The 13,989-nt window shown below is 71.5% G+C and carries 12 protein-coding genes and 1 tRNA gene; 10 read left to right on the top strand and 3 right to left on the bottom strand.

The window, feature by feature from the left end; all coding sequences use genetic code 11:
• Positions 1-42 precede the first annotated feature (42 nt).
• The 9 genes from NF681_12565 to NF681_12525 are packed head-to-tail and all read left to right on the top strand — an operon-like array spanning position 43 to position 9,196.
• Complete coding sequence (locus NF681_12565; protein UST53160.1) at positions 43-1,155, top strand: BMP family ABC transporter substrate-binding protein; 1,113 nt, start codon at positions 43-45, stop codon at positions 1,153-1,155.
• Between the two features lie 10 nt (positions 1,156-1,165).
• Positions 1,166-2,227, top strand: coding sequence for an ABC transporter permease (locus NF681_12560; GenBank protein ID UST55762.1), 1,062 nt, complete (start codon positions 1,166-1,168; stop codon positions 2,225-2,227).
• Positions 2,224-3,144: an ABC transporter permease gene (locus NF681_12555; GenBank protein UST53159.1), complete on the top strand. Its 921-nt coding sequence runs from the start codon at positions 2,224-2,226 to the stop codon at positions 3,142-3,144. The genes NF681_12560 and NF681_12555 overlap by 4 nt, the downstream gene beginning before the upstream one ends.
• 13 nt (positions 3,145-3,157) lie before the next feature.
• The gene (locus NF681_12550; GenBank protein UST53158.1) at positions 3,158-4,246 is read left to right on the top strand and encodes a formamidase; all 1,089 of its coding nucleotides are present in this window, start codon (positions 3,158-3,160) and stop codon (positions 4,244-4,246) included.
• A complete protein-coding gene (locus NF681_12545) occupies positions 4,243-4,965 on the top strand; it encodes a cysteine hydrolase (GenBank protein UST53157.1) in 723 nt (240 codons plus the stop codon). The genes NF681_12550 and NF681_12545 overlap by 4 nt, the downstream gene beginning before the upstream one ends.
• Positions 4,966-4,984: 19 nt before the next feature.
• Complete coding sequence (locus tag NF681_12540) at positions 4,985-6,640, top strand: ABC transporter ATP-binding protein (GenBank protein ID UST53156.1); 1,656 nt, start codon at positions 4,985-4,987, stop codon at positions 6,638-6,640.
• Between the two features lie 24 nt (positions 6,641-6,664).
• Positions 6,665-7,330, top strand: coding sequence for a cysteine hydrolase (locus NF681_12535; protein UST53155.1), 666 nt, complete (start codon positions 6,665-6,667; stop codon positions 7,328-7,330).
• Positions 7,331-7,340: 10 nt separating this feature from the next.
• Complete coding sequence (locus NF681_12530) at positions 7,341-8,066, top strand: GntR family transcriptional regulator (GenBank protein ID UST53154.1); 726 nt, start codon at positions 7,341-7,343, stop codon at positions 8,064-8,066.
• 5 nt (positions 8,067-8,071) lie between these two features.
• Positions 8,072-9,196, top strand: a complete 1,125-nt coding sequence (locus NF681_12525; protein ID UST53153.1) for a potassium channel family protein — start codon at positions 8,072-8,074, stop codon at positions 9,194-9,196.
• 57 nt (positions 9,197-9,253) lie between these two features.
• Here the strand turns inward: NF681_12525 and NF681_12520 are convergent, their stop codons facing one another.
• The 3 genes from NF681_12520 to NF681_12510 all read right to left on the bottom strand — a co-directional run bounded on the left by NF681_12520 (position 9,254) and on the right by NF681_12510 (position 12,125).
• Entirely contained in the window at positions 9,254-10,411 is a 1,158-nt protein-coding gene (locus NF681_12520; protein ID UST53152.1) for a response regulator, read from the bottom strand.
• Between the two features lie 55 nt (positions 10,412-10,466).
• Positions 10,467-11,726 carry an ATP-binding protein gene (locus NF681_12515; GenBank protein ID UST53151.1) on the bottom strand — a complete coding sequence of 420 codons (1,260 nt, stop codon included), beginning with the start codon at positions 11,724-11,726 and terminating at the stop codon, positions 10,467-10,469.
• Positions 11,727-12,051: 325 nt separating this feature from the next.
• Positions 12,052-12,125: transfer RNA gene (locus tag NF681_12510), tRNA-Gly, on the bottom strand.
• A gap of 138 nt (positions 12,126-12,263) precedes the next feature.
• Here NF681_12510 and poxB point away from each other — a divergent pair.
• Positions 12,264-13,988: a ubiquinone-dependent pyruvate dehydrogenase gene (gene poxB, locus NF681_12505; protein UST53150.1), complete on the top strand. Its 1,725-nt coding sequence runs from the start codon at positions 12,264-12,266 to the stop codon at positions 13,986-13,988.
• Position 13,989: the final 1 nt, after the last annotated feature.

Below are 13,989 nucleotides of genomic sequence, written 5' to 3'. Positions count from 1 at the left end.
TCCGTCTTCTTCCTTCATCCCTTTCCTACGCGGAGCCTTCCCATGAAACCGATCGATCGCCGTGACTCCCTCAAATCCCTCGCCGCGCTGGGCGTCGCCGGCACGCTGGGCGGCTGGAGCGCCCTGGCCGGCGCGCAGCAGAAGCCGCTGACCGTGGGCGTGATCTACGTCGGCCCGCGCGACGACTACGGCTACAACCAGGCGCACGCGCAGGCGGCGGCCGAGGTCAAGAAGATGCCCGGCATCAAGGTGATCGAGGAGGAGAACGTGCCCGAGACGGCGGCCGTGCAGAAGGCCATGAGCGGCATGATCCAGCAGGACGGCGCCAAGCTGCTGTTCCCGACCTCGTTCGGCTATTTCGACCCGCACATCCTGGCCGTGGCGCCCAAGAACCCCGACGTGCGCTTCTCGCACTGCGGCGGCCTGTGGAGCGAGGGCATGCCGAAGAACGCCGGCAGCTTCTTCGGCTACATCGACGAGTGCCAGTTCCTCAACGGCGTGGTCGCCGCGCACATGACCAAGAGCAACAAGATCGCCTTCGTCGCGGCCAAGCCGATCCCGCAGGTGCTGCGCAACATCAACGCCTTCACGCTGGGCGCGCGCTCGGTCAAGCCGGGCATCACCTGCAGCGTGATCTTCACCGGCGACTGGTCGATGGCCGTCAAGGAGGCCGAGGCCACCAACAGCCTGGCCGACCAGGGCTGCGACGTCTTCACGATGCACGTCGACGGTCCCAAGGTGGTGGTGGAGACGGCGGCCAAGCGCGGCAAGATGGTCTGCGGCTACCACGCGAGCCAGGCCAAGCTGGCGCCGCAGGCCTACCTCACGGGCGCCGAGTGGAACTGGCTCACGGCCTACCGGACCGTCATCGAGGCGGCCCAGGCCGGCAAGCCGCATCCCACGTTCCTGCGCGGCGGGCTGAAGGAGGGCTACGTGAAGATGTCCCCCTACGGCCCCGCCGTGACCGACGCCGCGAAGAAGCAGGCCGACGCCGTCAAGGCCCAGATGGTCGCCGGCGGCTTCGACATCTTCAAGGGCCCGCTCAAGGACAACAAGGGCAAGGAGGTCGTCGCGGCGGGCAAGACCCTCAAGCAGACCGACCTGGAACTGGAGAAGACGAACTACCTGGTCGAAGGCGTCCTGGGCTCGATCTGATCGCATGGCCATGCCCTCCGCGCTGAAAGAGATCGCCCTGCCGGTGTTCGCCATCGCGGCGGCGCTGCTGCTGTTCGGGCTGCTGGGGGCGCTGGCGGGCGCCGATCCGGTGGACGTGTGGACGACGCTGTTCACCGGCGCCTTCGGCAGCTGGTTCTCCTGGCAGAACACCCTGCAGCGCGCGGCCCCGCTGATGCTGACGGCGCTGTGCGTGGCGATCCCGGCGCGCGCCGGGCTGGTCGTCATCGGCGGGGAGGGCGCCCTGGTGCTGGGCGCGCTGGCCTGCGCGGCGCTGCCCTACGCCGTCACGCTGCCCGACGACATGGCCGGCACGGTCGCGGTGTGCATCGCGGGGGCGATCGCCGGTGGCCTGTGGGTGATGCTGGCCGGCTGGCTGCGCCAGTACCGCGGCATCAACGAGACCATCAGCAGCCTGCTGCTGGCCTACATCGCCATCGGCATCTTCAAGCACCTGGTCGAGGGACCGCTGCGCGACCCGGCGAGCCTGAACAAGCCCTCGACCTACGCCTTGCCCGAGGGCCTGCGCATCGGCGGCATCGGCGGCTCGGACATCCACTGGGGGCTGGCGATCGGCGTCGTCGCCTGCGTCGGCCTGGGGCTGTGGCTGCGGCTGACGGCCTCGGGCTTCGCGGTGCGCGTGGTGGGCGGCAACCCGCGCGCGGCGCAGCTGGTGGGCCTGCCGGCGACGCGGCTGATCCTGGCGGCCTGCGGCGTGGGCGGCGCCTGCGCCGGCGTGGCGGGGGCGGTCGAGGTGGCGGCGGTGCACACCAACGCCAACGCCTCGCTCATCGCGGGCTACGGCTACGCCGGCATCCTGGTGTCGTTCATCGCCCGCCACAACCCGGTGGCGATCGTGCCGGTGGCGATCCTGTTCGGCGGCTTCGGCGCGGCCGGCAGCCTGCTGCAGCGGCGCCTGGGCCTGCCCGACGCGTCGGTGCTGGTGCTCCAGGGCATCGCCTTCGTGCTGATCCTGGCGAGCGAGGGCCTGCGGATGATCGACTGGCGCCGCCTGGTCTCCCCGGCGCGCAAGGCGGCGGAGGTGCGCCCGTGAGCGCCGACCAGTGGATCGCGCTGGTGGCGGGCATCGTCGGCGGGGCGCTGCGGGTCGGCGCGCCGTTCCTGTTCGTGAGCCTGGGCGAGTGCCTGACGGAGAAGTCCGGGCGCATCAACCTGGGGCTCGAGGGTGTGCTGGTGCTCTCGGCCATGGCGGCCTTCGGCGGCGCCTACCTCACCGATTCGGCTTGGCTGGGCGTGCTGATCGGCGCCTGTGCCGGCGCGGCATTGGCGCTGCTGCACGGCCTCCTGTGCTCGCTCGACCGCGTCAGCGACGTCGCCACCGGCATCGCGCTGATGCTGTTCGGCACCGGACTGGCGTTCTACCTGGGCAAGCCGCTGATCCAGCCGCAGGCGCCGCAGCTGCCGGCGATCCCGCTCGGTTTCTGGAGCGACGACCCGGTGGTGCGCTCGGCGCTGCAGCTCAACGCGCTGGTGCCCGTCGGCCTGGCGCTGGCGGTGTTCCTGGCCTGGGGTTTCGCGCGCACGCGCGCCGGGCTGCTGGTGCGCCTGGCGGGCGATTCGGCCCACGCCACGCGGGCGCTGGGCTATTCGGTCGCGGGCATCCGCATCGCGGCGACGACGGCGGGCGGCTTCATCGCCGGGCTCGGCGGCGCGTCGCTCACGCTGTTCTACCCGGGCAGCTGGAACGAGGGCATCTCCAGCGGGCAGGGCCTGATCGCGGTGGCGCTGGTGATCTTCGCGCGCTGGAGCCCGCTGCGCTGCGTGGGCGCGGCCTTTCTTTTCGGCGGCGCGGGGGCGATCGGCCCGGCGCTGCAGTCCATCGGCGTGGGCTGGGGCTATCACCTGTTCAACACGGTGCCCTACGTGCTCACGCTGGTGATCCTGATGTTCACCTGCCGCCCCGGCAGCGTCGCCACCGGCAGCCCGGGTGAACTTTCCTCGAATCGATAGAAGGACATCTTCCATGAGCGGATTGGGTGGTTTGAACAAGTCGGCGCACGGCGTCGTCGTCGGGCTGGTGCAGCTGCAGCTGCCGGTGGTGCGCACGCCGGAGGACCTGGCCGCGCAGACGCGGCGCATCGTCGAGCTGGTGGGCAAGGCGCGGCGCAACCAGGGCACGATGGACCTGGTGGTGTTTCCGGAGTATTCGCTCCACGGCCTGTCGATGGACACGGCGCCGGAGATCATGTGCACGCTCGACGGTCCGGAGGTCGCGGCCTTCCGCCGGGCCTGCGTCGACCACACCATCTGGGGCTGCTTCTCCATCATGGAGGCCAACCCCGGCGGCAACCCGTACAACAGCGGATTGATCATCGACGACACCGGCGCCATCCGGCTCTACTACCGCAAGATGCATCCGTGGGTGCCGGTGGAGCCCTGGGAGCCGGGCAACCTGGGCGTGCCGGTGTGCGACGGCCCCAACGGCAGCAAGCTCGCGCTCCTCATCTGCCACGACGGCATGCTCCCCGAGATGGCCCGCGAGGCCGCCTACAAGGGCGCCGAGATCATCCTGCGCACCGCCGGCTACACCGCGCCCATCCGCCACGCCTGGAAGATCACCAACCAGGCCAACGCCTTCTGCAACCTCGCCTACACCGCCAGCGTGTGCATGTGCGGCAGCGACGGCAGCTTCGACTCGATGGGCGAGGGCATGTTCTGCAGCTTCGACGGCACCGTGATGGTCGAGGGCGGCGGCCGCGTCGACGAGATCGTCACCTGCGAGCTGCGGCCCGACCTGGTGCGGGAAGCCCGCACCGGCTGGGGCGTGGAGAACAACATCTACCAGCTCTACCACCGCGGCTACGTGGCGGTGAAGGGCGGGGCGCAGGATTTCCCCTATACCTACATGCGCGACATGGCGGCCGGCCAGTACCGTCTGCCCTGGAGCGACGACGTGAAGGTGGTGGACGGCACGTCCTGCGGCTTCGCGGCGCCCGTGCGCGCCTACGGCGGCGCCGGCACGCACCCGCTGGTGCCCCGCAACGTCCCGCACGCCGTGCCCGACGTGCCGGAGGCACCCGACTCGGCCCACCGCAAGGCCCTGCGCGCATGACGGCCGCCACCGGCGCGGCGCCGCGCACCGTCGACGCCCGGCCCTACGCCTGGCCCTACGACGGCGACCTGCGCCCGGACAACACCGCGCTCGTCGTCATCGACATGCAGACCGACTTCTGCGGCGCGGGCGGCTACGTCGACGTGATGGGCTACGACCTGTCGCTGGTGCAGGCGCCCATCGCGCCGATCGCGCGCGTCATGGCGCGCATGCGCGAACTGGGCTTTCACGTCATCCACACGCGCGAGGGCCACCGCCCCGACCTGGCCGACCTGCCGGCCAACAAGCGCTGGCGCTCGCGGCGCATCGGCGCCGGTGGCGTGGGCATCGGCGACGACGGACCGTGCGGGCGCATCCTGGTGCGCGGCGAGCCGGGCTGGGAGATCATCCCGGCGCTGGCGCCGCTGGCCGGCGAGGTGGTCGTCGACAAGCCCGGCAAGGGCTCGTTCTACGCCACCGACCTCGAACTGATCCTGCGCACGCGCGGCATCGCCAACCTCGTGCTGACGGGCATCACCACCGACGTCTGCGTCCACACCACCATGCGCGACGCCAACGACCGGGGCTTCGAATGCCTGCTGCTGAGCGACTGCACCGCCGCCACCGACCACGGCAACCACCTCGCGGCGCTGAAGATGATCACGATGCAGGGCGGCGTCTTCGGCGCGCACGCCGAATCGGCCGCGCTGCTCGAGGCGCTGGACGCCACGCCGTCGTGACGCCCCGACCGGAGTCCGCATGAACACCGCTTCCACCGCCCCCACCCCGATCGGCGCCTTGCCCGCCGGCACCGGCGCGCTGGCGCTCGACACCTACCGGCTGACCAAGCGCTTCGGCGCCTTCACCGCCATGGACGACGTGACGATGCGGGTCGAGCCCGGCACGGTGCACGCGCTGCTCGGCGAGAACGGCGCCGGCAAGAGCACGCTGGTCAAGTGCGTCGCGGGCTTCCAGCGCGCCGAGGAGGGCAGCATCCTGATCGACGGCCGCGAGCAGGACATCGCCAACCCGATCGTCGCCCGCGCGCTGGGCATCGGCATGGTCTACCAGCACTTCACCCTGGCCCCGGGCATGACGGTGGCGGAGAACCTGCTGCTGGCCGGCGGCCGCACGCCGGCGGTGATCGACTGGCGGCACAAGCGCGCCGAACTGGAGGCCTTCCTCGCGACCACGCCGTTCCGGCTCGACCTCGACGTCACGCCGGCCTCGCTGGCGGCCGGCGAGAAGCAGAAGCTCGAACTGCTCAAGCAGCTCTACCTGCGCCCGCGCCTGCTGATCCTGGACGAACCCACGTCCGTGCTGACGCCGCAGGAGGCCGACGAGGTGCTCGGCCACGTGCGCGACATCGCCTGCAGCGGGCGCTGCACCGTCCTCATCATCACGCACAAGTTCCGCGAGGTGATGGCGTACGCCGACGGCGTGACCGTGCTGCGGCGCGGCCGCGCGGTGCACCACGGCCGCGTCGCGGCGACCACGCCCGCGCGGCTGGCCGCGTCGATGATGGGCGTGACGCAGGACGACGCGACGGCGCCGCCGGCGGCGAACGACACGACGTTCACCGCAGGCGGCGATGCATCGCGCGGCGGCGGGTCGAACGGCGGCGACGCCGGCGGCGCGGCGCCTGTCCGCAGGACGCCGGCCGGCGACGCCCCGGTCGCGCTGGCCGTCGAGCGCCTGCAGGCCATGGGCGACCGCGGCACGCTGGCCGTGCACGATCTGAGCCTGAGCGTGCGCGCCGGCGAGATCCTGGGCGTGGCGGGCGTGTCGGGCAACGGCCAGCGCGAGCTGGTCGAGGCCCTGGTCGGCCAGCGCCCGCGCCTGTCGGGCAGGGTGACCGTGCGCGGCCGGCCCTACGCCGCCACCCGGCGCGAGAACCGCGAGCTCAAGGTCCGCAGCCTGCCCGAGGAGCCGCTGCGCAACGCCTGCGTCGGCGACCTCAGCGTGGCCGAGAACATGGCCCTGCGCGACTTCGACCGGCCCCCGCTGTCGCGCGGCGGCCTGCTGGACTTTCCGGCCTGGCGGCGCCGCGCGCGGGCCTGGATCGCCGAGTACGGCGTCAAGACGCAGGGCGAGGGCGCGCCGATCCGCAGCCTGTCGGGCGGCAACGTGCAGCGCGCCGTGCTCGCGCGCGAACTCGCCGGCGACATCGACGTGCTGATCGCGGCCAACCCGGTCTTCGGCCTCGATTTCGCCGCCGTCGCCGAGATCCACGCGCGCATCGTGCAGGTGCGCGCGCAGGGCGGCGCCGTGCTGCTGGTCAGCGAGGACCTCGACGAGCTGCTGGCGCTGTCCGACCGCATCGTGGTGATGAGCGAGGGGCGGGTGGTCTTCGAGACCCCGGCCGCGACCGCCGAGCGGCACGTGCTGGGCGCCCACATGGGCGGCGGCCACTGACGACCGAACCCCGAGAGCCCGCCCATGCGCATCGACGACGCCCGACCCTTCCCCTACGAATTCGACCTCGCGCGCACCGCGCTGGTCCTGATCGACATGCAGCGCGACTTCATCGAGCCCGGCGGCTTCGGCGCGTCGCTGGGCAACGACGTGTCGCTGCTCGAGGCCATCGTGCCGGCCACGCGCGCCGTGCTCCACGCCTGGCGCCGGGCCGGCGGCTGGGTCGTGCACACGCGCGAGGCGCACCTGAGCGACCTCTCGGACTGCCCGCCGGCCAAGCGCGATCGCGGCCATCCGACGCTGCGCATCGGCGACGTGGGGCCGATGGGCCGCGTCCTGGTGCGCGGCGAGCCGGGCAGCCGGATCATCGACGCGCTGGCGCCCGTGGAGGGCGAACTGGTGGTCGACAAGCCCGGCAAGGGCATGTTCCACGCCACCGGCCTGCACGAGACCCTGCGCGCGCGCGGCATCACGCACCTGGTGTTCGGCGGCGTGACCACCGAGGTCTGCGTGCAGACCAGCATGCGCGAGGCCAACGACCGGGGCTACGAGGGGCTGCTGCTGGAGGACTGCACCGAGAGCTACTTTCCCGCCTTCAAGGCCGCCACGCTGGAGATGATCCGCGCGCAGGGCGGCATCGTCGGCTGGACGGCCTCGGGCGCGGCGCTGATGGCGGCGCTGCGGGACTAACATCGCTGCCGTGTCCGCGCTCGCCCCCCTCTCCGCAGCCCCCGCCGAAGTCGCCGTCTTCCGCACGCGGGCCGACGAGGTGCACGCGCAGCTCAAGCGCGACATCGCCGAATTCAGGCTCGTGCCGGGCGACCGCTTCACCGAGAACGAGATCGGCGAGCGCCTGGGCGTGTCGCGCACGCCGGTGCGCCAGGCGCTGTTCAGGCTGCAGCAGGAAGGTTTCGTCGAGGTGCTGTTCCGCAGCGGCTGGCGCGTGCTGCCGTTCGACTTCGACCAGTTCGAGCAGTTCTACGACCTGCGCATGGTGCTGGAGACCACCGCCGTGCACCGCCTGTGCGAGACCGACCGCCGCATCGACCACGCGCGGCTCGACGGTCTGGCCGCCATCTGGCTGGTGCCCGTGGCCGAACGCAGCGGCGCCACCGCGCAGGTCGCGCAGTGGGACGAGGACTTCCACTGCGCGCTCGTCGCCGCCGCGGGCAATGCCGAGATGGCGCGGGTGCACCGCGAGGTGACCGAGCGCATCCGCATCATCCGCCGGCTCGACTTCACGCAGCAGCCGCGCATCGACGCCACCTACGACGAGCACGCCAAGATCCTCGGGGCCGTGCGCGCCCATCGCGGCGACCAGGCCGCCATGCTGCTGCGCGCCCACATCGAGACCAGCCAGGCCGAGGTGCGCAAGATCACGCTGCACCAGATGCACATGGCGCGGCGCGGCGGGCAGGGCGCCTGAGGACCATGGCCTGGTTCGGCGCGCTCGTCGGGCTGGTCCTGGTCACGCTCACGCTGCTCGACGCCTTCGAGGTCGTGCTGCTGCCGCGCCCGGTGCGCCGCCGCTGGCGCATCAACCGGGTGTTCTTCACGCTCGCATGGGCCGCGTGGGCCGGGCTGGCGCGCCGGCTGCGGCCGGGACGCCAGCGCGAGGACTTCGCCGGCGTGTTCGGGCCGCTGTCGATGGTGGCGCTCTTCAGCGCCTGGGCCATCCTGCTGATGTTCGGCTTCGGGCTGCTGCACTGGGCGCTGCAGCAGCTGCTGGGCGGCGAGCCGTCGATGACGCTGGCGCAGGCCATGGGCGTGAGCGGCGACGCCTTCTTCACCCTGGGCTACGGCGACGTGGTGCCGCACCACACGACCGGGCGCCTGCTGGTCATCGTGGAAGCCGGCACCGGTTTCGGCTTCATCGCGCTGACGATCTCCTACCTGCCGGTGCTCTACCAGCACTTCTCGCGGCGCGACTACCAGCTCGTCGACCTGGCCGCGCGCGCCGGCACGCCGCCCACGGTGGCGGCCCTGGTGGCGTGGCACGCGGCGGTGGCCGATCCCGACGCGCTCGTCGCATGGCTGCGCGAGTGGGAGTTGTGGGCCGGCGACCTGGTCGAGAGCCACGCGGCCTATCCGATGCTGGCGTTCTACCGGTCCCAGCACGAGGGCCATTCGTGGCTGGCCGCGCTGGCCGTGCTGATGGACGTCTGCGCGCTGCTGATCGCGGGCGACGAGGCCGGCGGTCCGCCCCAGGCCGAGGCCACCTTCGCGGCCGCCCGGCGCGCGCTCGGGGTGGTGACGGAATCGCTGGAGGTCGCGGTGGCGCCGCCGGATGGGCCCGGATGGACGCCGGAAGCGGGCGACCCGATGGCGTGGGACGCCGGGCTGGCCCCGGCCCTGCGCGCGACGTGGCCCGCTTGGCGCGGCGATGCGTCCGGCGCCGAGCGCTTCGCGCGGCTGCGACGCACCTACGCGCCGCGCCTGCGCGCGGTCGCGTCCTACCTGCTGCTGGACCTGCCCGGGCAGGGCGATGCGCTGCCACCGCGCCGGGGTGGCGACGTGATGGCCCGCCTGACGCGCGACGACGCGCCACGGGACTGATCCGGAAGCCACCGGGCCGCGGACCCCGCGCCGCGCGCATGGTCCGCCCGTGCCGGCCTAGCGAAAGACCGCCCAGCGGACCTGCGTCCCGCCGACCGTCGAGAAATCCTGGATGCGCTCGAGCACCCGCGCCGTGATCTGGTAGCCGCGCGCCACCAGCAGCACCCCGGCGGGGGTCTTGATGTCCTCCGCGAAGACCATGCCGACGTCGAGTTCGTGCAGGGTGAGGTGCTGGACGTCGGGCGCCGCCTCGGCGCCGCGCACCGCCTCCAGCGCGTCGAGCAGGCCCGGGGCGTAGGTGCCGCCACGCCGCCGCAGGGTGCCCAGCACGACGTCGAAGGGCGTTCCGTTGTCGGCCGACTCCAGGATGTCGAAGTCGATGGCCAGGCGCAGCATGCCCGCGCCCTGGCGCGCGACCGGCACGTCGGCGGGGGCGAGCCCGCGGGCATCGAACGCGCCGTCGTGGCCGACGGGGTGGTTGCGCAGGATGGCCAGTACCGTCTCCAGGCGCGGGATGTGGGCCAGCAGCCTTTCCACCAGCACCGGCAGGCCCTGGATCAGCCGGTCCTCCTCGGCCGACAGCGGCAGGCCGTAGTACGCCTTCTCCGCGACCTGGGGCGGGAGCGTGGCGTGCCCGATCTGCGAGAGCATCGCCGCCACCTCGAGCTGCCAGCGCTCCTTCATCCGCTGCTGTTCGGCCAGTTCGCTGGCCAGCTTGCGGATCCGCACGGAGCGGCCGAAGGCGATCGGATTGACCATCGCCAGCATCTCGGTCAGCGCCTGGATGCTGCCGTGGAGCGTCTGCTGCAGCAGCACGCGTTCGGCGGTGACCAGCCGGTGCTGCGCGACGGCCGACGCCACCGCCTCGAGCAGCACGGTCGGCGCGCACGGCTTGCTCAGGAAACGGAAGATCTGCCCGTCGTTCACCGCCGCGATGGCCGAATCGATGTCCGACTGGCCGGTCAGCAGGAGGCGCACCGCGTCGGGCGCCTTCACGCGCGCCTGCGCCAGGAACACCGCGCCGTTCATCGACGGCATGCGCATGTCCGAGACGATGACCGCGACGTCGCTTTCCGGCGCGAGCAGGGCCAGCGCCTCGGCGCCGCTGGTGGCCGTCGACACCGTGCAGGTGCGCCGCAGGTTGAGCCGCAGCGACTCCAGCACCTGCGGTTCGTCGTCCACGCACAGGATGTGCGGTTTCGTGGCTGGATTCATCGACATGACTTTCCGATCGGTTCCCTGGTGGTTCGCGCGCCGCGCCGCGCCGGATTCACGACGCCTTGCCGGCGATGGGCAGTTGCAGGGTGAATGTCACGCCGCCGTCGGCGTTGTTCTCGAACCGGATCTCTCCGCCGTGCTTCTCCGTGATCACCGACCAGGCCATCGCCAGGCCCTGGCCGGTGCCCTTGCCGACTTCCTTGGTGGTGAAGAACATCTCGAAAACGCGCGAGGCGATGTCCGGCGCGATGCCTGTTCCGGTGTCGGCGATGGCGATGAACGCGTTCGTCGCGTCGCAGGTCGTGCGGATGTCGATGCGTCCCTTGCGGTCGGTGCCGGCGTTGCGTTGCGCGATCGAATGGGCCGAATTCACCACCAGGTTGAGCACGACCTGGTTGATGTCGCCGATCAGGCAGTGCACGGGCGGCAGCTCGCCGAACGCCGTCGTCAGGTCGGCGACGAACCGGTATTCGTTGCGCGCGATCGTCAGCGTGCTCTGGATCGCCTGGTTCAGGTCCGACGGCGCCATGACGTCGTTGGCCGGATGCGCGAAGACGCGCATCGCCCGGACGATCGCGCTCACGCGGTCCAGGCCGTCCTGGCAGCGCGCGAAGGCCTTGGGGATGTGCTCGGCGAGGTCGGCGATGTCGATCGTGTCGGCGTCCGCCACCAGCGCGCGGGCCGCCGGGTCCAGGCCCCCCGGCGTGGCCGCCGCGCCGCCGTCGCCCAGCTGGCGACGCAGTGCTTCGACGTGCTGCAGGCAGCCCAGCAGGTCCTCGGAGGCCTGCTGCAGGAAATGCACGCTGTCGTTGACGAACTGGATCGGCGTGTTGATCTCGTGCGCGATGCCCGCGGCCAGCGTGCCGACCGACGCCATCCGGTCGGCCAGCCGCAGCCGCGCCTCCAGCCGGTTGCGCTCGGCCAGGTCGTGGCAGACCGCCACCAGCATCACGACGCGGCCCTGCTCGTCGTGGATCGGCGATTTGGTCGTGTGCACCCGGATCACCTCGCCGTCGGCGCGCGTCATGGGTTCGTTGGGAACGACGATCGTCTGGTGGTCGTTGAAGACGGCGGCGTCGGCCTCGATGTACTGGCGCGTGTATTCCGGGCGGTAGTGCGAGCTGTCCACCACCTGCTCGAAATGCCCCTTCGACATCCCGTAGGCGGCGCGGAAGGCGGCGTTGGCCCACACCAGCCGCGAGCCGGGCGCCTTGAGCAGCACCATGTCGGGCACCGCGTCCAGGATCTGCTTGAACAGCGTCTCGATGTCCTCCTTGGAGAGCTTCTGGAGCTCCTCGCCGAGCCGCTTCATCGCGCGGCCCATCCCGGCATCGATCCGGCACGCCCTGCCGGTGGACAGCTGTTCGTCATTTTCTTGCCTCCGATGGGATGAAGACATGGCCAGGATCGAAGTCCCGGGCCCGGTCGCGACGACCGGCGCCGTCCCGGACCCTACCTCATTCCTGCCGCCGGTTCACGGACGGCGCGGGAAGGCGGGGCGCCGTTCCCCTGCCGGCGCACCGACGGCCGGCGATTCGCGGTGGAGGAGGAGGCTGGAAGGAAGGCGGGGAGGAACCGCGCTGCGCGTGGAGCGGGGGACCGGGGCATCTGCAAGACGGCGGGCGCCGTCGGATCCGTGGAGCGGGTGAAGGGAATCGAACCCTCGTCAGTTGCTTGGGAAGCAACAGCTCTGCCATTGAGCTACACCCGCGTCGGAGACGGATTGTAGGGGCTGCCGCGCGGGTCCCGGCCCTTGCGCAGACACGGCGACGCGGCCCGGTCCTGCCGCGGTGCAGCATGCGGCGCTTCGAGAATCGGCGCCTTCCCATCCACTGGAGCTTCGCCCCCCATGGCCGACACGATCGCCGAATTCATCGTCAAGACCCTCGCCAGCGCCGGTGTCGAGCGCATGTGGGGCGTCACCGGAGACAGCCTCAACGCGATCAACGACGCCCTGCGCGCGCATGGCGGCATCGAGTTCATGCACGTGCGCCACGAGGAGGCAGGCGCCTTCGCGGCCGGAGCGGAGGCGGCGGCCACGGGCCGTCTGGCGGTCTGCGCGGGCAGCTGCGGCCCCGGCAACCTGCATCTGATCAACGGCCTGTTCGACTGCCACCGCAGCCGCGTGCCGGTGCTGGCCATCGCCAGCCACATCCCGACCTCGGAGATCGGTCTGTCGTATTTCCAGGAAACGCATCCGACCGAGCTGTTCCGCGAATGCAGCCACTTCTGCGAGATGCTGACCAGTCCGCAGCAACTGCCCGAACTGCTGCACCGCGCGCTGCGCACGGCCATCGGACAGAACGGCGTGGCGGTGCTGGTGGTGCCGGGCGACGTGTCGCTGCTGGAGATGCCCAAGGGCGTGTCGACCGACTTCCCCCCGCTCGCCGCGCCGCGCCTCGTGCCGGCGCGGGCCGAAATCGCCCGCGCGGCCGCATTGCTCGACGGCGCGTCGAAAGTGACGATCCTCGCCGGCGCCGGCTGCGCGGGCGCGCACGACGAACTTGTGGCGCTGGCCGACCGGCTGGCCGCGCCCGTCGTGCACGCCTATCGCGGCAAGGAGCACGTCGAATGGGACAACCCGTTCGACGTCGGCATGACCGGGCTGATCGGCCTGTCCTCGGGCTACGAGGCGGTCATGGACTGCGAGGTGCTGCTGATGCTGGGCACCGACTTCCCCTACCGCGCCTTCTATCCGAAGGACGCCAGGGTCATCCAGGTCGACCGCGATCCGTCGGCGCTCGGCCGCCGCACGCCGCTGGCCCTGGGCGTGGTCGCCGACGTGCGCGAGTTCGCGGCGCTGCTGGCGCCGGAGATCGGCGAGGGCCGCTCGCGGACCTTCCTGGAAAAGGCGCGGGAGAACTTCCAGGCCGCGCAGAAGAGCCTCGACGACTTGGCGACGCCGCGCGAGGCCGGCGAGCCCCTGCATCCGCAATACGTCTCGAAGATGGTCGACGCCATGGCGGTGGACGACGCCATCTTCACCGCCGACGTCGGCACGCCGGTGGTGTGGGCGGCGCGCTATTTCCGCATGAACGGCCGGCGCCGTCTCATCGGCTCGTTCAACCACGGCTCGATGGCCAACGCCATGCCGCAGGCCCTGGGTGCGCAGGCCGCGTTCCCGGGCCGGCAGGTGATCTCGATGTCGGGCGATGGGGGCTTCGCCATGTTGATGGGCGACCTGCTGAGCGCGGTGCAGTTGAAGCTGCCGATCAAGATCGTCGTGCTCAACAACGGCTCGCTCGATTTCGTCGAGATGGAGATGAAGGCGGCCGGCTACCTGTCGACCAACGTGGCGCTGAGGAACCCGGACTTCGCGGCGATGGCCAACGCCATCGGTCTGCTGGGACTTCGTGTCGAGGACTCGGAGAACCTGCGGCCCGCGCTGGCGGCAGCCTTCGCGCACGACGGTCCGGTGCTGGTGGACGTGGTCGCGGCACGCCAGGAACTGATCATGCCGCCGAAGATCCAGGCCGAACAGGCCAAGGGTTTCAGCCTGTACGCGCTGCGTGCGATCCTATCGGGGCGTGGCGACGAGGTGCTGGAGCTGGCGAAGACCAACTTGATGCGCTGAA

This window comes from Comamonadaceae bacterium OTU4NAUVB1, assembly GCA_024372625.1.
Lineage (GTDB): Bacteria > Pseudomonadota > Gammaproteobacteria > Burkholderiales > Burkholderiaceae_C > Variovorax.
This window is presented reverse-complemented; position numbering and strand designations above follow the sequence as displayed.